14 protein-coding genes are annotated in these 17,924 nt (G+C 70.6%); 5 read left to right on the top strand and 9 right to left on the bottom strand.

Translation table 11 applies throughout. From position 1 onward, the window contains the following. Positions 1-29: 29 nt before the first annotated feature. Entirely contained in the window at positions 30-1,232 is a 1,203-nt protein-coding gene (locus tag Pma05_RS05210) for a class-II aminoacyl-tRNA synthetase family protein (RefSeq protein ID WP_203856113.1), read from the bottom strand. Positions 1,233-1,725: 493 nt separating this feature from the next. Between Pma05_RS05210 and valS the strand changes: the two genes are divergently transcribed. After that, positions 1,726-4,257 carry a valine--tRNA ligase gene (valS, locus tag Pma05_RS05215; protein ID WP_203856159.1) on the top strand — a complete coding sequence of 844 codons (2,532 nt, stop codon included), beginning with the start codon at positions 1,726-1,728 and terminating at the stop codon, positions 4,255-4,257. A 180-nt stretch (positions 4,258-4,437) separates the two neighbouring features. On the opposite strand, the gene Pma05_RS05220 is transcribed toward valS, so the two are convergent. After that, a complete protein-coding gene (locus Pma05_RS05220; RefSeq protein ID WP_203856114.1) occupies positions 4,438-6,003 on the bottom strand; it encodes an aminotransferase class I/II-fold pyridoxal phosphate-dependent enzyme in 1,566 nt (521 codons plus the stop codon). 670 nt (positions 6,004-6,673) lie between these two features. On the opposite strand from Pma05_RS05220, the gene Pma05_RS05225 reads away from it, so the two are divergent. After that, positions 6,674-7,864: a radical SAM protein gene (locus Pma05_RS05225; protein ID WP_372441430.1), complete on the top strand. Its 1,191-nt coding sequence runs from the start codon at positions 6,674-6,676 to the stop codon at positions 7,862-7,864. Positions 7,865-7,953: 89 nt separating this feature from the next. On the opposite strand, the gene Pma05_RS05230 is transcribed toward Pma05_RS05225, so the two are convergent. The 3 genes from Pma05_RS05230 to Pma05_RS05240 are packed head-to-tail and all read right to left on the bottom strand — an operon-like array spanning position 7,954 to position 10,442. Next, positions 7,954-8,922, bottom strand: a complete 969-nt coding sequence (locus Pma05_RS05230; protein ID WP_203856116.1) for an aldose epimerase family protein — start codon at positions 8,920-8,922, stop codon at positions 7,954-7,956. Between the two features lie 36 nt (positions 8,923-8,958). Beyond that, a complete protein-coding gene (locus Pma05_RS05235; protein ID WP_203856117.1) occupies positions 8,959-9,918 on the bottom strand; it encodes an LLM class flavin-dependent oxidoreductase in 960 nt (319 codons plus the stop codon). Beyond that, entirely contained in the window at positions 9,915-10,442 is a 528-nt protein-coding gene (locus Pma05_RS05240; protein ID WP_203856118.1) for a hypothetical protein, read from the bottom strand. The genes Pma05_RS05235 and Pma05_RS05240 overlap by 4 nt, the downstream gene beginning before the upstream one ends. Before the next feature lie 194 nt (positions 10,443-10,636). On the opposite strand from Pma05_RS05240, the gene Pma05_RS05245 reads away from it, so the two are divergent. Both Pma05_RS05245 and Pma05_RS05250 read left to right on the top strand, forming a co-directional pair. Then, complete coding sequence (locus tag Pma05_RS05245) at positions 10,637-10,888, top strand: acyl carrier protein (protein WP_203856119.1); 252 nt, start codon at positions 10,637-10,639, stop codon at positions 10,886-10,888. After that, positions 10,885-12,480, top strand: coding sequence for a class I adenylate-forming enzyme family protein (locus Pma05_RS05250; protein ID WP_203856120.1), 1,596 nt, complete (start codon positions 10,885-10,887; stop codon positions 12,478-12,480). The genes Pma05_RS05245 and Pma05_RS05250 overlap by 4 nt, the downstream gene beginning before the upstream one ends. Positions 12,481-12,547: 67 nt before the next feature. On the opposite strand, the gene Pma05_RS05255 is transcribed toward Pma05_RS05250, so the two are convergent. Then, positions 12,548-13,603 (bottom strand): SIS domain-containing protein, encoded by a 1,056-nt coding sequence (locus Pma05_RS05255; RefSeq protein ID WP_203856121.1) that lies wholly within the window; start codon positions 13,601-13,603, stop codon positions 12,548-12,550. Then, the gene (locus Pma05_RS05260) at positions 13,600-14,409 is read right to left on the bottom strand and encodes a BtpA/SgcQ family protein (RefSeq protein ID WP_203856122.1); all 810 of its coding nucleotides are present in this window, start codon (positions 14,407-14,409) and stop codon (positions 13,600-13,602) included. Before Pma05_RS05260 ends, Pma05_RS05255 begins: the two co-directional genes overlap by 4 nt. Positions 14,410-14,844: 435 nt before the next feature. On the opposite strand from Pma05_RS05260, the gene Pma05_RS05265 reads away from it, so the two are divergent. Then, complete coding sequence (locus Pma05_RS05265) at positions 14,845-16,227, top strand: aldehyde dehydrogenase family protein (protein ID WP_239311704.1); 1,383 nt, start codon at positions 14,845-14,847, stop codon at positions 16,225-16,227. A 30-nt stretch (positions 16,228-16,257) separates the two neighbouring features. Here the strand turns inward: Pma05_RS05265 and Pma05_RS05270 are convergent, their stop codons facing one another. Both Pma05_RS05270 and Pma05_RS05275 read right to left on the bottom strand, forming a co-directional pair. Beyond that, positions 16,258-17,133 carry a TauD/TfdA family dioxygenase gene (locus Pma05_RS05270; RefSeq protein ID WP_203856124.1) on the bottom strand — a complete coding sequence of 292 codons (876 nt, stop codon included), beginning with the start codon at positions 17,131-17,133 and terminating at the stop codon, positions 16,258-16,260. Then, positions 17,130-17,924: cupin domain-containing protein (locus Pma05_RS05275; RefSeq protein ID WP_203856125.1), on the bottom strand; the 795-nt coding region annotated here is incomplete at its 5' end. The genes Pma05_RS05275 and Pma05_RS05270, both read right to left, overlap by 4 nt.

Raw genomic sequence — 17,924 nt, forward strand, 5'->3', positions numbered from 1 at the left:
TGGACCTTTCCAACCTGGACCGTGCGGCGCTATCGGCAGTAGTGCCGCAGCAGGGCCGGCCACCGCTCCCGCTGCCAACCGTGGTGTTCGAGCGTCAGCTCGGCCCAGCGATCGATGCCGAAGGCGGCGCACCCGGAGTGGGCCGGCCGACCCTGCGGATCGACGACCTCGAACTGACGGCAGAGTGAGTCACCGACGTTGTTGAACGACGCGATCGCCGCGGTGCCACCGCCCGGTCGGTCGGCGACCAGCTCGTACTTCACGTTCGCGAGCAGTTGGTGCTGCCGGATCGCCGAATCCTCCGAGTAGTAGAAGGGATCGGTCGCCGTCTCGACCCGCCCCTGGAAGCCGAGCCCGACGAACAGTTCCCAGACCCGCTCCAGCAGGGAGTCGCGCAGCAGGTCGACGTCGGCGGCCGGGCCCAGGAACGGGATCTCCCGCATCGTGAACGACGGCAGGCGGAAGGCGTCCAACCGCCAAGGCGCCTCGTGCCGGAAGCATTCACCGGTGGTCGTCAACACGGTGGTGCCGTCCAGTCGGTTGCCCTGGAACTCGGCGTACACGTGGAAGCACAGTGCCGGGTTGAGCATGAACCGGCTGGGCCGGCGGAGCTGTTCCGGATGCGCGGTACCGTCCCGCATCCGGCCGAGCAGGTCGCGCTGGTGGGGGAACTCGTCAACGAGATAGGCATTCTGCGGGAACAGCGCGATGTACCGGCAGCGGTCCATGACCTCCAGCTCGATCAGCGCGGGGTACCGCCGCTCGGCGGCGGCGAACTCCCGACCGACGTCGAGAAACATCAGGTCGAAGGCCCGGTGCAGTACGGACCGGGCCGTCGCGGCGTCGTCCGGGTCGACCCGCCGGGGCCGTGGGTGATCGGGAACCTGCCTCGGGTCGTCCGGCCCGGTCCGCCGGATCACCCGACTCCCTCGCAACCTCGTCCGCATCGACTCGTCGACCAACTCGCCGACGAGTTCCGCCAACTTCTCGGTCGACCGGCCACCCTCGTGGGTGACGACCAGTTCCGGCGGTTCGGTGTCGATCCGGATCCCGCCGATGCCCTCGACGCTGTATGTCAGCCGGTCCGCCACTACCTGGACCAGCGGAAGCGGCAAGGTGTCGGGTAGCCGGAACCGGTCCACGGACCCGCGCCGGGTGAGCCGGGACTCCGTCAGGTCTGCGCCGCCGTCGATCTCCGAGTCCATCTCCAGCACCTCCGACACCACATCCACGGCCCGCGATCGTAGGAAACATGTCGCCCCTGCCCGGTGCCGGGCACAGGTGCGGTCGATTTCCACACCATCGCTTCCCTTTTTGACAGCGTCAAGGCGATCGCGGGCACCACGATATGGCATATGAATGAGGTGTCACCAAAGATGCTTCCGCCGATCCCTGAACGAGGGTTCGAGAAGTCGTCGACCCTCTTTCCCGGCGTCGTAGCCCGGAGGTTGACCGGGAGTTGCCGCAGGAGCGGCCGGTACGCGACGTAGCGGATCGCGTCCACGATCGCCCGAGCGGGTGCTTCTCGGGTCGCCCACCGGTCCGAGGTGGTGGGAGCGGGCCGGCAGCGGGGCGCCACTGGGTGGTGGTCAGATCGGAGGGGTACCGACGCTCCCGATCAACGCTGGTGGCCGGAGTTGGGCTGGCCCCGACCACGGATGCCGCCCCGACCACCCCGGGCAGCACCCGGTGGCGTGCATCACTTAGTCTGTCCCCGTGGCCACTATTCCCGAGAAGCCATCTATCGACGGGTTGGAGCAGAAGTGGAGTGCCCACTGGCAGGACCTGGGCACATTCACCTTCGACCGCACCAAGACCCGGAATCAGGTCTTCTCCATTGACACGCCGCCTCCGACGATCAGCGGCTTCCTGCATCTGGGAACGGCCTTCGGCTACATCCAGGTAGACGCAATAGCCCGCTATCACCGGATGCGCGGGCGCGAGGTCTTCTATCCTATGGGATGGGACGACAACGGTCTGCCGACCGAACGGCGTGTGCAGCAGCACTACGGCGTGCGCTGCGACCCCGCGATCCCCTACGACCCCGATCTACAGGTGGCCGAGGGAAGCAAGGGGCAGCGCCCGATCTCCCGGATGAACTTCGTGGAGTTGTGCCAGCGACTGACCGTCGAGTTCGAGGACGACTTCGAGCAGCAGTGGCGGCAGATGGGCCTGTCGGTCGACTGGAACCTGACCTACGCCACCATCGACGCGCGGTCACGGCGGGTGGCCCAGCGGACCTTCCTGCACAACCTCGCGCGCGGAGAGGCCTACACGGCCGACGCCCCCACCATGTGGGACATCGACTTCCAGACCGCGGTGGCGCAGGCCGAGTTCGAGGAACGGGCTATTCCGGGTGCATACCACCGGATTCGATTTGCCCGGGTCGACGGCGGCTCCCCTGTCGAGATCGAGACCACCCGGCCGGAACTGCTTCCGTCGTGTGTCGCCCTGGTGGCCAACCCGGACGACGAGCGCTACCAGGAACTGTTCGGCACCGAGGTCCTGACCCCCGTGTTCGGGGTCCGGGTGCCGGTTGTCGCGCACCCGCTGGCCGATGCCGAGAAGGGGTCGGGCATCGCCATGATCTGCACCTTCGGCGACACCACCGACGTGATCTGGTGGCGGGAGCTGGACCTGCCGACCCGTTCGGTCATCCAGCGGGACGGTCGCTTCCAGGAGCAGACTCCGAGCTGGCTCCCGCCGGGTTCGGTGGAGGCGTGGAGCCGCCTCGCCGGGCAGTACCCCGATCGGGCGCGGCGACGGGTCGTCGAGATGCTGACGGAGTCGGGTGACCTGATCGGCGAACCGCGGCCGATCATGCACGAGGTCAAGTTCTACGAGAAGGGCGAGCGCCCACTGGAGATCGTCACCAGCCGCCAGTGGTACGTCCGCAACGGTGCCCGGGACGGGGAGCTTCGCCAGCGGCTCATCCAGCTCGGCCGCGAGCTGGAGTGGCACCCCGACTTCATGCGCCTTCGGTACGAGCACTGGGTCGAGGGGCTCAACACCGACTGGTTGATCAGTCGGCAACGCTACTTCGGCGTGCCGTTCCCGGTCTGGTACCCGGTCACGGAGAGCGGTGAGGTTCGGTGGGACGCGCCGATCCTCGCGGATGAGGCGGCCCTGCCGATCGACCCCCAGGCCGAGGCGCCACCCGGCTACGACGAGTCCCAGCGGGGCAAGCCCGGCGGTTTCGTCGGGGACCCCGACGTGATGGACACCTGGGCCACCTCCTCGCTCACCCCGCAGATCGCCGGCGGGTGGGGCGACGACGAGGACCTCTTCTCCCGGGTCTTTCCGATGGATCTGCGACCGCAGGGCCCAGAGATCATCCGGACCTGGTTGTTCGCGACCGTGCTGCGCTCACTACAGGAGCACGGCGTGCTGCCCTGGCAACACGCGTCGATCAACGGCTGGATCCTGGATCCGGACCGGAAGAAGATGTCGAAGTCCAAGGACAACGTCCTGACCCCGATGCCGCTGGTGCACACGTACGGGGCGGACGGCCTGCGGTACTGGGCGTGCAGCAGCGGGCCCGGCACCGACACCGCGGCCGAGCAGGCGCAGATGAAGGTCGGGCGGCGCCTTGCGGTGAAGATCCTCAATGCCGGCAAGTTTGTGCTGGGACTCGGCGCGAAGCCCGATCTGACCGTGGCCGACGTGACCGAACCGATCGACCGCGCGATCCTCGCCCAGTTGGCCACAGTGGTCGAGGACGCGACCGACGCCTTCGACGGTTATCACTACCACCGGGCGCTCGACGCCACGGAGACCTTCTTCTGGCGCTTCTGTGACGACTACCTGGAGCTGGTGAAGCAGCGCGCCTACGGCGACGACGCCGGGGCGCAGTCCGCCCAGGCCGCCCTGTCCATCGCGTACTCCACCCTGCTGCGGCTCTTCGCGCCGTTTCTGCCGTTCGTGACCGAGGAGGTTTGGTCGTGGTGGCAGCCGGGTTCGGTGCACCGGGCGCCGTGGCCGCAGCGGGGGGAGTTCGAAGACGTCCCCGACACCGCGGCCCCGGCGGTGTTCGACGCGGTGCGGGCCGTGCTCGTCGACGTACGCAAGGCCAAGTCGGAGAACCGGCGTTCGCAGCGTAGTCAGGTCGCCCGGCTGGTCATCGCGGGCGAGGCCGGCCGGTTGGCACTGCTGCGGGCCGGGCTGGAGGATCTGCGGCGGGCCGGCAGTGTCCTCGAACTCGTGCTGACGGAGTCACCGGTTCCGGCCGTGACGGTGGAGCTGGATCCGCCCTCCTGAACCGCCCGCGACCGGCGCCGTGACACGAGAGCCAAGCTCGGCGGCGCCGGTCCGGTCGGCTGGTCGGTCGCGTCCACCCCATCACCGTTGAACCTTTTCGACCTGAACCGCGCCGTGCTCACGCACGGCCTCCGACCTTGCGGCTCGTCGGACCGCAAGGGGAGGTGGAAAAAGGTTCGTTCACCGCAGAAGCATCGGCGCGTTCCGGAACCGGGACATCGCCGACGAGATATCGGCCCAGCGTCGGGCGGTGGTGACCCGGACGACGCCACCGGAGAAGCAGAAGGTCAGGATTCCGGGGAACGTTGACACCCCGGTCCGCCGGAGCAGGTCTCGGAAGCAGCGGTAGGAGTCGTCCCACTCCTCGAAGCGCAACGCCAGGTTGATCGAATACTTGGGCGGTACCACCAGCGCCGACGATTCGGAGAAGCCCGTGACGGCGGCGGCGCGCAGCACGGTCAGCTCCTGCTCCCGGTTGATCCGATCGTGCCGGTACGCGTCGTACGCCATCCGCAACCGGTCCGCATCCAGCCCGTACGTGTGCTCGAACTCGGCCACCTCGGCCCAGCCGGGCACGACGAGTCCGGTGTGGAGCCACCGCTCCATCCGGGCCAGCACCTCGACGAGGGTGTAGAAGAACGACGGCGGGCCGCCGAACGTGGTCGAGGCGTACTCGTAGTACGCGTCGATCACCCGGGAGTCGGCGAGGATCCACCCGATCTTCAGGCCGGGTGCGGACCACGTCTTGGAGAGGCTGGAGACCCGGACGACATTGCTCGCCGCCCGCAGTGGCGAGAACGGTTCCGTCGCTCCCAACCACTCGTGACACTCGTCGAGCAGGATGATCGTCGACGGCGACGCGGCCCGGACCAACCGTTCGAGATCCGCCTCCGCCACGGCCGCACCGCTGGGGTTTGCCGCGGTCTGCAACATGACCAGCGGCGTGCTCGGCTCCAGCCGGGCGATCAGCTGGTCGACCGAGACCCGGCCGTTTCGAGATGGCAACGGTACGAGGCGCACGTTCCGCCGCCGGGCGATGGACTCGACCAGCGGCGGGTAGTTCGGGATGCCGCAGAGCGCCGGCGAGCCGGTCGTGGGCTGGCTGAGCAGGACGAAGTCGGCCAGCGTACTGATCGCGAAGGTGCCGCCAAGGGCTATCGCGACGTTCGCGGTGTCGTAACTGGGGACCCGCATCCGGGCGTTCTCGAATGCCGCGACCGCCTCGCGCGCCGGCACCCGCCCCCGGGAGTCGGAGTAGCCGTACCAGTCCCGGTCCAGGGCGAGCTGGACACACTGCTTCAGCGTCTCCGGCAGGCCCCAGATCTGCTCGTCGACGGAGCCGCCCGAGAGGATGAGTCCGGCCTCGCCACGCAGGTCCCCGTACACGTCGTCCTGGAAGAACCAGTTGAACAGCTCCTTGACGAACCGTGCGGTGGCCCTGGAGCTCAGGACGTCGTCGGCGGCGACGGTTCGGCGTGGCCGACTCGCGCGCCAGCGTTCGGCGAGCGCCGGGCGGAAACTGTCCGCGCCGATCTCGTGCTCCACCCGCCCCAGCCAGAGGTCGCGCAGTTCGAAGGGGTCGGTAGGGTCCACGGCACGGGCATACACGTCGAGCACCCGGTGATCGACGTCCGGCGTGAAGTCGTGGAGAAGGTTCTCCCGGCGAGGCGTCCGGCTGGCCAACTCGCGCGTCTCGGCGGGAACTCCGCGTTTGCGTATCGGGATCGCGGAGTCGAACAGCTGCATCGAGTGCTCCCGGTCTACGAGATGGTGGGCGGGCGAAGGCCGCTCTCATGGAACCTTTCTCAACCTGAACCGCGCGGCGGGTGCGCCCCGACTTCCACCTGCGACCACGACGGACCGCAAGGGGAGGTTGAAAAAGGTTCATTGCCGAGGCGGGGCGCGCGGGTGGTTCCGAAGTGGAGGACATCCGGTGTCGGTTTCAGTGGATGACCTCCCGATATCGGACACGGCGGGGCGGCGATTCCGTGTCGGACTGACACAACCTCAATGTGCAGAAGTTTGGCAGAAACATCAAAAGATGTCTGGTGTGCAAACAGTTCAACGCGAACCGTGGTGTCGAGACGACGAATCGGGGTGACGTCCCGGACCCGGGCCACCTGGTGCGCGTCGCTCGCGCAGCGAAGCGATGTGCCTGGTGGGATCGCCGGCGACCGCCCAATATTATCTGGACAGAACCCCCTGCCGTGCGCCGCATGCTGCCCAGGGCGCTGCGGGAGCGTCGAGACGACGTCGTCCGGCGTCGCCGTCCGCGGTGTGTGTCGCCGCGCCGCCTGCGGTGTGTCGATCGAACGACGGTCGCCCTCTGGCCTGGCGCTTAGCGCGACAGGGGCGCACGCCGTGCGGCGTCGCGCACGGGTGGCTCCCACCCGCACCATCCGGCAAACTGACCGCCATGTATACGCTGAAGGACATACGGCACGTGCACGTCGAGCCGACGACGCGCTGCAACGCGGCCTGTCCTATGTGCGCACGGAATGCGCGCGGGAGTACATTGCCGGGCATCGGTCAGGCGGAGCTGACCGCTGCGGATTTCCGGCAGTTCTTCGGACCCGACTTCCTCGCCCAGTTGACCGCGATGGACTTCTGCGGGGCCTACGGCGACCCCGCCCTGACCCGTGACCTGGTGGAGATAATCGCCTACGTCCACGAGCACAATCCCGAAGCCGTGCTGACCATGTACACGAACGGGGGTATCCGGTCGGCGGGCTGGTGGACCCGGCTCGCCCAGGCCCTGGGCCGGCAGAGTCGGGTCGTCTTCGCCATCGACGGGCTGGCCGACACCAACGGGACGTACCGGCGCGGAGTCGACTTCGCCAAGGTGCTGGAGAACGCGCAGGCGTTCATCGACGCGGGCGGTGACGCCCGGTGGGAGTTCCTGGCGTTCCGACACAACGAGCACCAGGTCGACGAGGTGCGCCGGCTCAGCGTCCGGATGGGCTTCACGCAGTTCGTGGTGAAGAAGACCGCCCGCTTTCTCGAGCCCTCCTACGACTACGTCCCGGAGTTCGAGGGGCTGGGCGACGATCTCGGCCGCTTCCCGGTTTACGCGAACAACGGCACGGTGGTCGGGCACCTCGAACCACCATCGACACCCACCCTGGTAAACAACACCACCCGGCACTTTTCGGAGCTTCTGGCCCACTACTCGTCTCTGGACGAGCTGTTCTCGACCACGCCCATCCACTGCCGGATCCTCGACACCGCCAGCCTCTTCGTCAGCGCGACCGGGCACGCGTACCCGTGCTGCTGGACGTACGTACAGGCCACCCGGCCGCAACTGCTGGGCATGCCGGTCCGTGCCGACCGGCAGATGTACGACCTGGTGCTGGCCACCGGCGGCTTCGAGGCCATCGACGTCCGCCGGGGCCTGCGCGCGGCGGTGGAGAGCCGGTTGTTCGCGGCGGTGCAGGAGAGTTGGTCCTGCTCGTCGGTTGACGCGGGCCGGCTGAAGGTGTGCGCGCGGGCCTGCGGTACGGCGTTCCCGGCGTACTTCGACCAGCTCGACGACCCGGAGATGCTGCCGACCTCGCTGCGGACCGAGAGCCGGTCGGGCGACCCGGGCCGGGTGGCCACAGACGCCTGACGCTGACGCCTGACAAGAAACATCCGCCGCGGCGGGCGTCGACCGGTGCCCGGCACGGGAGAGTCCGGCCGAAGGGGCTGCCGCACACCTCAGCCTTCGACGCTGAACTCGTGCACGGTGCGCTGCCGGTAGATCTGACCCGGATCGAGCCGGACCGATGGCGCGTCGGGCAGGTTGGGCGCGTCGGGCCAGGCACCGGCCTCCAATGCCAGACCTGCCCGAGGGGTGAACAAGCCGTCGCCGCTGTACACGCCGAGGCCCGGCTGGTCGGTGCTGACCCGCATCCGGCGGCCACTGCGCTCGTCGGTCAGCTCCGCGGCGAGGCCGGGTCCGGGGAGCACGAAGAAGTTGTCCAAGGGGGCGGCCCCGATGCGCCGGGGGCGGCGGAAGTCCAGCGCGGTACCCGCCACCGGACGCGCCGGCCCGGCCAGCGGGAACAGTTCCTCGTCGAACGGCACCACGTGGTCGGCGTGCAACGTCAGCAGTTGATCGTCCACGGTTCCGCCGCCGGCCAGGTTCCAGAAGGCGTGATTCGTCAGCCCGACCAGGGTCGGCGCCGTGGTCGTCGCCCGGTAGTGGAAGGCGAGCCGACCCTGCCTGTCGAGGCGGTAGGCCACCTCCGCCGTCACCTCGCCCGGATAGCCCTGGTCGCCATCCGGGCTGACCAGCGTCATGATCGCCGCCACCTCGTCGGCGCTCTCCTCGACCCGGGCCCGCCACACCCGGCGGTCGAACCCGTCCCGCCCCCCGTGCAGGTGATGGGTTCCGGCGTTGCGGTCGAGGACGTGGCGTCTGCCGTCCAGGACGAAGGTGGCGTCGCGTACCCCACGGCAGTATCGCCCGACCGTCGACCCGACATACGCGTTGCGCCGCCGGTCCTCGTACGCCGCCAGATCCGGCAGCCGGCAGACGACGTTGCGCCGCTCGCCGTGCCGGTGGGGCATCACCACCTCGACCAGGGTCGCCCCGTACGTCCACACCACCACCTCGAGGTCGCCCGCCGAGAGGGTGATCTCCTCGACCGTGACGCCGGGGTCGGGCCCGTCCGGACCAGTCACTCCGACCGTTCGCCGTCGAGTCCGCATCGAACCGGCTCAGGACGTCGGCAAGGACGCGTACGCGTGCAGGGCCGGCGCCACCTGCCCGATCATCAGCTCGACCGTCTGCCAGTCGACGGGCGGCTTGACGCCGAGCAGGAAGTCCCGCACGCCGAGGTCCAGATAGGGCCGGAGGGCGGCCACGCACTGCTCCGGTGTGCCGAAGCTGAGGTATTCGGCGCGTACCTCGTCCGGCGCGTCGCGGAGCAACTCCACGGTACGCCGCTCGGTGTCCTCCGCCCGTTCCACGAGCACCGCCCGAAAGGTGATCGACTGGCGGATCCCGTGCTCGTCCCGCCCGATCGCCCGGCAGTGTCCCCGCACGGCGTCGAGCTGCCGGCGATAGTCGGGCACCCCGGTCGGCAGCGTGTTCCAGATGTCGGCGTGCCGGGCGGCGAGGGCCAGCGTCCGGCGTCCCCCGCCGCCGATCACGAGCGGGACGTGGGCCTGCCGGGGCTTGGGGGCGAGGGTTGCCCGCTCCAGGTGGAAGTGCCGACCCGCGAACGTGGTTTCGTCCCGGGTGAACAGGCTCCGCACGATCTCGCATGCCTCGTCCAGCCGCTCCAGCCGCTCGCCGGCATCCGGGAAGGGGATCCCGAACTGCTCGTACGCGCGGTCGGCGCCCCCGGCCCCCAGGCCCAACTCCAACCGTCCGGCGCAGACGTGGTCGACGGTGGCGGCGGCTGCGGCGATGACCGCCGGATGCCGCCACATGGTGCTGGTGACCAGCATGCCGCAGCGGATCCGCTCGGTCTGCGCGGCCAGCGCGGCGAGCAACGTCATGCCCTCGAAGCACGGCTGCTCCGGGCCGTACAGGTGCGGCCGAAGGTGGTCGATGAGCGAGATCCAGTCGTATCCGAGCTGCTCTGCGCGTTGCCACAACCTGAGGCAGATCTCGTAGTCGCCGTGCAGTTGGCCGGAGTGGATTCCGATCCGCAGAGCGTCGCCGTGGATCACGATCGACCAGCCCCGCCGAGCTCGCGCTGGAGATAGATCCGGCGCAGTGGCCCGTCGGCGGGCGGTTCGCCGTACCGGACAAAGCCGAGCGCCAGCAGTAGCCGCAGCACCGCCACCAGGTCCGGGTTGGCCTCGGACCGGAGCGCGTCGCCTCCGGCGGCGGTGGCAACCTCGATGGCCCGCTTCACGCACTGCACCCCGACGAGCGAGCCGGCGGCGAGTCGGTCCGGTCGCACCGCGAGCCGCCGCAGGTATGCCGGACGCCGCCGGTCCGGGAAGCCGGTCGGCGTCAGCGGATAGGGCGGCTGCCAGGCGAGGGTGAACATGGCCACCGTTTCCGTCGCCTCGCGTACGACATGCACCCGGCCCTCCCGGACTGCGACTTCGGTGGCCTGCCGGTCGCGGCGCGGCGGAGGCAGCCCGGAGCCCGCGGCCCAGTGACGGTCGGAGGCGAGGAGCAGGGCGTGCACCTCGTCGGGATCATCGGCGAGCGACCACCCGTCCCGTACCGCGGATACGTCCATCCGAACGACCCTAGACAACCAAGTGCCGACGGTCACCGAGTAGTGGAGACACAACGTGAGCGCTGCCGGCACAGCAAGCTGCGCCTAGGCTCATCCGGGCCGGGACACGCGGTTCGTCGGTTGGCTCACCGTCGTGCGACGACCCGTGCCGGGACGGGGAGGACGGACAGGCGAACTCCGACGAAAGGACCACGGTGACGACCGACGACCTCACCCGGACGGTACGGGAGCTGGTGGCGCACCGGATCGGGCGGCCCACGGACGAGGTCCCGCCCGACGCGCCCCTGATCGGGCTCGGCGTGGACTCCCTGGGCATCGTGGGCCTCATCGTCGACCTGGAGCAGCACTTCTCGGTGCGGCTTCCCGCCACGGTGATCACCCAGCAGATGTTCCAGTCGGCGCGGACCGTGGCGACCGCCCTCCGTGGTCTGGCGGAGATCCGGTGACCCGGGATGCCACCCCGGACCGGGACTGGGCCGAGGCGCACCGTTACCGCGACGTCCCGTACGACAACGGGCTCGACACGTACCCCACGGTGCTGGCGGCCCTCGACGACCAGGCCCGGCGACAGCCGACCGCGTCCTGTCTGACCACCGTCGCGCCCGACGGCTCCAGGACGACCGTCACCTTCGTGGAGGCCCGTGATCTCAGTGAGCGGTTGGCCGGCTGGCTGGCGCGGGAGTGCGGACTGCGTCCCGGGGACGTGATCGGCCTACAGCCCGCGAACGACCTGCCCTCCGCCATGGCGATCCTCGCCGTGCTACGCACCCGGGCGGTCTGCCTGCTGCTCAGCCCGCACGACCCCGCCGGCCGGGTGCGCGCCCAGTTGGAGTCCCAGCAGGCCGTCGCGGTGCTCCGGTCGCCCGCCGTGGCCGGGGTGGCCGGCATCGAGGCGGTGGAACTTCCCGCGGTCCGCGCGCTACCCGACGCGCGGCTCCGTTCGGACGGGCCCCCCGAGCCGACGGACGACGCGCTGCTCTTCAGCACCTCGGGATCGACGACCGCCGCGAAGGTGGTCGCGCAGTCCCACCGCAACGCGGTCACGAACGCCGAGGCATTCCGCCGCCATCACCGGCTCGAACCCGGGGACCGGCTGCTGGGATTCCTGCCGATCTACCACGTGAACGGGGTGCACTCGACGCTCCTGGGGCCGATCGTCGCCGGCGCGCAGGTGATCCTCGCCCACGGGCTGGACCCGTTGGGCTACCCGGCGTTGCTGCGCAGCGTCCGTCCCCGGATCGCGTCGGTGGTGCCCAGCGCGCTGGAGGCGCTGCTGGTGACCTGGCGCGACGGCGGGCTGCCGCCGGAGTTCCGGTACTTCCTCAGCGCCGCGGCGCCGCTGGGCGCGCAGACCGCCCGCGACGTGTACGACCAGCTCGGCGCCCGGATCGTGCAGGGCTACGGGCTGACGGAGACCACCAACTTCGCCACCACGATGCCGCCCGACCTGACGGAGGACGACTACCGACGGCTGATGCTGGACACCGACATCCCGCCGATCGGCGTGGCGCTGCACGGCAACGAGGTGAGTGTCCGGAATTCCACCGGGGAGCCGGTACCCGCGGGGACGGTGGGCGAGATCCAGGTCCGTGGCCACAACGTGATGTCCCGGTACGCCGGCAACTCCGAAGCCACCGCACAGGCGTTCTCCGGCGGCTGGTTCCATACCGGCGACCTGGGCATGCTCCGTGCCGACCCGGCGACCGGGCGGGAGTACGTGGTGATCACCGGCCGGATCAAGAACATGGCGAAGGTCCGCGGCGAGGCGGTTTCGCTGGAGGAGATGGAGCGGGTGCTGCAAGCGCACCCGGGGGTCGTCGACGCCGCCTGTGTGGCCACCCCGGACCGGCTGGCCGGCGAGCAGATCCTGGTCGCCCTGGTCGCGCCGGAGGGTGTCCCGAGCGACCTGACGGACCACCTGCGTCAGGTGTTCGCCGAGGCCGCGCTGCCGAGGCGGGTCGTGCTGGTCGAGGCGGTGCCCCGGACGCCGACCGGCAAGATCCGTCGGCCGGAGTTGCCCGACCTGCTGGGGTCCTGACCAACCGCGCCGCGCGTTGGCGCCGCCGGCCCGGTGGTGCGGATGGACGACGCCGGCCTCGGCGACCTTACCGGCGGTGGAAGGGGCGCCGGCCGAGGAGTTCGGCGAGTTCCACGGCCAGCGGCGCGGCGAAGAGATGCTCCACCAGCGCCGACCAGCCCACCGGGTGGGCGTCGGGCAGCGGCAGCACCAGGTCCGCGTGCTCTCGCGCCGCCGGGTCGCCGGCTCGGGCGAGCACGGCCACCGGGTGCCCCCGGTCTCGTGCCTGGGCGCAGAGGCGTACCGCCCGTTCGTGGCTGCGTCCGGGCGGCGCCAGGACGACCAGCGGCGTGTCGCGGTCGGTGGCGAACCGCTGCACGTGCCACCACTCCTCCAGGTCCTGCCCGAGGGCCGGTACCCCGGCTGTCTCGACCAGCTTTGCCGCCGCATACCGGGCGCTGCCGAACGCCGATCCTCCGCCGAGCACCTGGACGATCGGGGTGTCCCGCAGCCGGTTCGCGAGTTGCCGGCACGGCACTGCCTGCCGCCGCACGGTCTCGGCGACCAGCCGGGCCAGGTCGCCGGCCCGCTCGGCGTCGAGTCGCGCGGCGGGCGGCCCGCCCGCCGCGCACCACTCGGACAGCAGCAGCAGGGCGAGCAGGCTGATCTGGTAGCTGCGGATCCCCGGGGACGGGGGGCGCTCCGGTAGCGCCGTCTCGACGACCCGGTCGGCGCTGCGTCCCACCGGGCTGTCCGCGGAACCGACCACCGCGAGCGTCCGGTAGCCCTCCGACCGGGCCCGGGTCAGGCCGTCCGCCAGCGCGACGCTGCCTCCGGAGGCCGAGACGCCGACCACCAGGGTGGCGGAGGTGGATTTCGCCGCCGACCGGGGCACCCCGTAGTCGCGTAGCTGGTGGGTGGTACGGACGAGGTAGCTGGATCGAGCGGCAGGGCCGAAGGCGTACTCGGCCGCCTCGGCCGCGAAGAGCGAGTCGCCGCTGCCGGAGACCACGACCCGCCGGGGTACCGGCTCGGCAGCCAACACGTCGTCCAGCCGGACGCCCAGCCCGGGCCCGGACGCGGCCAGATCGTGGGAAAGGCGGGCCACCTCCTCGCGGACGGCGGCGAGGGTGTATTCGCTCATGCCGGCTCCCGCTCCGGCAGGGACTCAAGTATGTCCATATAGGATCGGACCTTCTCCTCCGACACGTCGCCGTCGAAGCCCCCGTCCGTGACGCAGCCGGCCACGAACACACCGTCCGCGGCGCCGACCAGGCGGGCCGCGTTGTCGTGGTCGGTATGGCCGGCGAGATAGACGGGTGCGGCCGGTGCCGCCCGCCGCACCTGGGCGATCAGCTCCAGCGTTCGCGTCTCGTCGGGATCGCCCAGGCAGACGGCGTCCGCACCCACGTTCATCGCCGTGCGTGCGATCTCACCCGGCTGCCGGTCGCCGCCGGGCCAACTGAAGTGCATGCTCGCCACGTCCGCGATCACCTTGACATCCCAGGCGTCGATCGCGCGGCGGTACGCCATCACCGTTGCCGGGTCCGGTGTCACCCGTCCCTGCCAGCTGAGTGTCTCGCCGACGATGGCGCCGACCCGCACGAAGGACCCGCCGCAGACCTCGGCCACGGCCAGGGAGGCCCGCGAGGCGTTGCGCATGATCTGGACACCCACCTCGAACGCTGGCCGGGTGGCGACTCGCACGGCCTCGGTGATCAGCGCGACGGCAGTGAGCCGGGCCGGGTCGCACTCGTCCTCGACCCCGTACACCCGATCCGCCGTCTGTAGCAGGCAGCCGTGCGCCCCACCCCGATCCAGGGCCTGCGCCGACTCCACCGCCCGGGCGAGAGCCGACCGGAACGACCCGGCGCGGTAGAACGGGGTGCCTGGCAGTGGAGCCAGGTGTACCACGCCGTAGCAGGTTCTCGTCCGCCCCAGCCGCTGCACCGCGCTCCTCCGCCCGCGCTCCCGACCACTGAACCTTTCCCGACCTCCCCTTGCGGTCCGACGGCCCGCAGGGTCAGAGGCGGTACGTGAGCGCCGCGCGGTTCGGGTGGAAAAGGTTCACTCCGGCGAGCACCCGGCATGACTCTGACACATCAGTCGACTTTCCGGGCCCACGGCTCCGGTCGGCCGTCGACGCACCGCCTGACACGGCGAGCTGGGATAGAGTCCCGTCCACAGTGCCTCGTACGAGTTCGATCGGGCCGGTGCGGTGCGAGACCCGCCGGCCGGCTATCCGGAGCGCCCGGCAGCAGGGCCCAGTTCCGTCGCCGACCGGCGGCGGGCCGAACGGGGTGTCGAAGCCGGAGAAGTCGCAGACACGATTTCGAGAGGGGGATGGGTACCCGGACCCGCAAGGGCCCGCACCCCTGACTACCGATGACTTCAGCTGCCGTTTCCGCTCCACTTCAGTCGGCCGACGTCCTGCTCACCGATCCACGGACGGGCCGGATCCGGGGCAGAGTGTCCACACCGGACGCAACTGCGGTCGGCGAGGCGGTGGCTGTGGCACACGACGCGCGGCGGGGCTGGGCGGCGCTGCCGACCGGGGAGCGGAGCCGCCACATGCTGGCCTTCGCCGACCGCATCCAGGCGGCTCTGCCCGAGTACGTCGCCGCCGAGCGGGCAGGCACGGGCAAGCCCGTCCACGAGGCCGAAGGCGAGGTCCTCACCAGCGTGGACGTCCTCCGGTTCTACGCCGGCGCGGTCCGGGCGGCACTCTCCCCCGCACCGGGACACCACCTGCCCGACCGGGAGAGCTGGGTCCGCTGGGAGCCGCTCGGCGTGGTGGCCGCCATCGTCCCCTGGAACTACCCGATCGTCATGTCGGCCTGGCGGCTCGGCCCCGCGCTGGCGGCGGGCAACGCGGTGATCCTCAAGCCGGCGGAGAGCACTCCCGACAGCGCGCTCCTGCTCGCCCGCGACGCTGCGGAGACGCTCGGGCCGGGGGTGCTCACGGCGCTGCCCGGTGACCGGACGACCGGACGGCGGCTGGTGGAGAGCCCGGTGGAGGCCGTCGCCTTCACGGGCAGCATCGCCGGCGGCCGAGACGTCGCCGCCCGCGCCGGCCTGCGCCGGATCAGCCTGGAACTGGGCGGCAACTGCCCGGCCGTGGTGCTGCCTGGGGCGCCCGCCCACACGTACGCCGAACTCACCGGCGCGGCCACCTACAACGCCGGGCAGAGCTGCGCGGCACCGGCCCGGGTAATCACCCTGCGCGCGAACTACGCCGAGGTGGTCGACCGACTCGCCGAGGCGATGGCTCAGCGGCCGGCCGGCATGGCGTTCGGCCCGCTGAACAACGCCGACCAGATCCGCCGCTTCGACGACATCCTGTCCCGGACCGGCGCCGGCACGAGCACCCGCTCCGGTCTGGCGCTCGACGGGGCGAGTCGCGCGGAAGGCTACTGGGCGGAGGGACGGATCCTGGCCGACCTCGAACCGGACGACCCGGCCGTGGTCACGGAGGTCTTCGGCCCGTGCCTCACCGTGCAGGCCGCCGACGACATCGACCACGCGATCCGGCTGGCCAATGGCGTCGACCAGGCGTTGGCCGGCAGCGTGTGGGGGGCCGGAGAGGGCCAACTCCTGGCTGTCGCGCGCGCTCTCGACGCGGGTGAGGTGTGGGTCAACTGCGTTCTGGAGCAGTGTCCCGAACTGCCGCACGGGGGACGGGGCGCGTCAGGCCACGGCACCGACCTGAGCGTTCTCGCTCTCACCGAGTTCCAGCGGCCGAAGACGGTGACGGTCAGAGTGGTGTGAACTCCCGGTGCGGTGGCGCCGCTTTCCCGTTCAGGCCGTGATCCGCAGTCGTTGCAGATGGCGGTGCCGGGTCGAGCCACGAAAGGGCGCCGCCGAGCGGCCGTGGAACACCCAGGTGTTGTCGATGACGGCGAGCAGGCCGCGGCGCCACCGGAGGGCACGTGCGGCGCCTTCGTCGTACATTGCCGTCAGCAGTGCGGCCAGTGCGGCCGGGACGTCCTCGGGCACGTACCGGCCCGTGTCGCACACCCAGTCCAGGGCACCGGCCTGGAAATCGCGGAACGAGTAGACCGCACGCCCGTCCATCACTCGACGGATGGTGGGGACACCGGGACGGTCGTACCGCAGGTGCCCGAGGATCTCCCTGTCACCCGCCCGCAGACGGTCATCCACCGAGGTGAACGGTACGAGCACCGTCTGCGCGGCGTTCTCGTCGTCGCCGGGGTGCCGGCACATCAGCACGACGTACCGGGGCTGCTCCCGGGTGGGCCGACCGCTGCCCTCGCTGTGCAGGCTGAGCGGGCCGGTGGCGAAGGGTTGCCGGCTCACGTCGGCCGTGTTTCCCTCTGCGCTGACGAGGTGCAGGATCTTCCCGCTCTCCACGTTCGGCCGCACCGCCGGGTCGGTCTCCGGCATCACGTCGCCCAGCCGGTCGCCGAGGGCGAGCAGGGCCGGGCCGACCAACGGATCTTCCAGCGTGACCAGGCCAAGCCCGTGCCGGTCGAGCTGGCGCCGCAGTACGGCCTCGATGCCGTCGATCCCGTCCTTCCTGGCAACGGCCTCGGGCGCCAGGTCGGGCGCGGGCAGGACCCGGCCGTCGAGCAGCGACGACCGCAGGGCGACGTGCCGGTCGTCCGCCCGCTCCACGAAGGTGCCCCGGGTGGCCGACCGTACCCGGGCGCTCACCCGCCCGTGGAGTCGAAGACGGCGGGCCCGTGCGGACAGCCGTCGCGGCGCAACTCCTCCCCGCTCCCGGCCTTCACGTCACAGATCCGGCAGTGGAGGTGGCCGTCCTCGGTCAGCAACTCCTCGAAGGGACGGAGTTCCTGCCGATTCGCGCTGTCGAGCGGTTGGTGAGCTACGCCCACCGAGAGCAGCACATGGTCACTGATGGCGCCGACGGCGTGCGGCTGCGCACCGTCCACCATGTACACCTGCCCGGGGGTGGTCTCGAGGATCTCACCGGCCGCCGTTATCGTCCCGCGGCCACCCAGGACGAAGAGGAGATGGTCTCCCGGATGGGTGTGCGGGGCAAAGCCCTCTCCGGCGGGCACCTGGATCAGGTCGGCGCCGAGGAAGCCATTGGTGATCAACGGGCGCCCCGTCGCCTCCCGGGTCTTGGCGATCTGGACGTCCCGCCGGCGCAGGTCGACGCGGAGCAGTTGCTCGTCGTCGACGCATCCGCCGTCTGCCGCCCAGTCGCACAGCACCACCGCCCGGTTGTCGCCGGCCCGATCCGCGGTCCCGTGCCCGGCTCTCAGGTCGTCGGAGGGCATGGCTGCCAGGAGGCGGGCGAACTCCATGAGCGCCTCGCGACGCTCCCTGGCGTCGAGGTGCTCAAGGTGACGACGCACAGCGTCCAATGTGGATGCGACCGGACTCTCCGCTTGTGCCATTGATACCCCCTTGTTCAGCGCACCCGCGCGTGAGGCCGAGCCAACGCGCTGGGATCGAATAACTGTCCGCTTCCGACCATT

Origin of the sequence: Plantactinospora mayteni (assembly GCF_016862935.1) — a bacterium.
Lineage (GTDB): Bacteria > Actinomycetota > Actinomycetes > Mycobacteriales > Micromonosporaceae > Plantactinospora > Plantactinospora mayteni.

Bases quoted from the DNA above. Each gene is read 5' to 3' on its own strand.
- Pma05_RS05240 (WP_203856118.1), bottom strand. From the start codon at position 10,442: ATGGACGTATCCGCGGTACGGGACGGGTGGTCGCTCGCCGATGATCCC.
- Pma05_RS05220 (WP_203856114.1), bottom strand. From the start codon at position 6,003: ATGCAGCTGTTCGACTCCGCGATCCCGATACGCAAACGCGGAGTTCCC.
- Pma05_RS05225 (WP_372441430.1), top strand. From the start codon at position 6,674: ATGTATACGCTGAAGGACATACGGCACGTGCACGTCGAGCCGACGACG.
- Pma05_RS05255 (WP_203856121.1), bottom strand. From the start codon at position 13,603: ATGAGCGAATACACCCTCGCCGCCGTCCGCGAGGAGGTGGCCCGCCTT.
- Pma05_RS05265 (WP_239311704.1), top strand. From the start codon at position 14,845: ATGACTTCAGCTGCCGTTTCCGCTCCACTTCAGTCGGCCGACGTCCTG.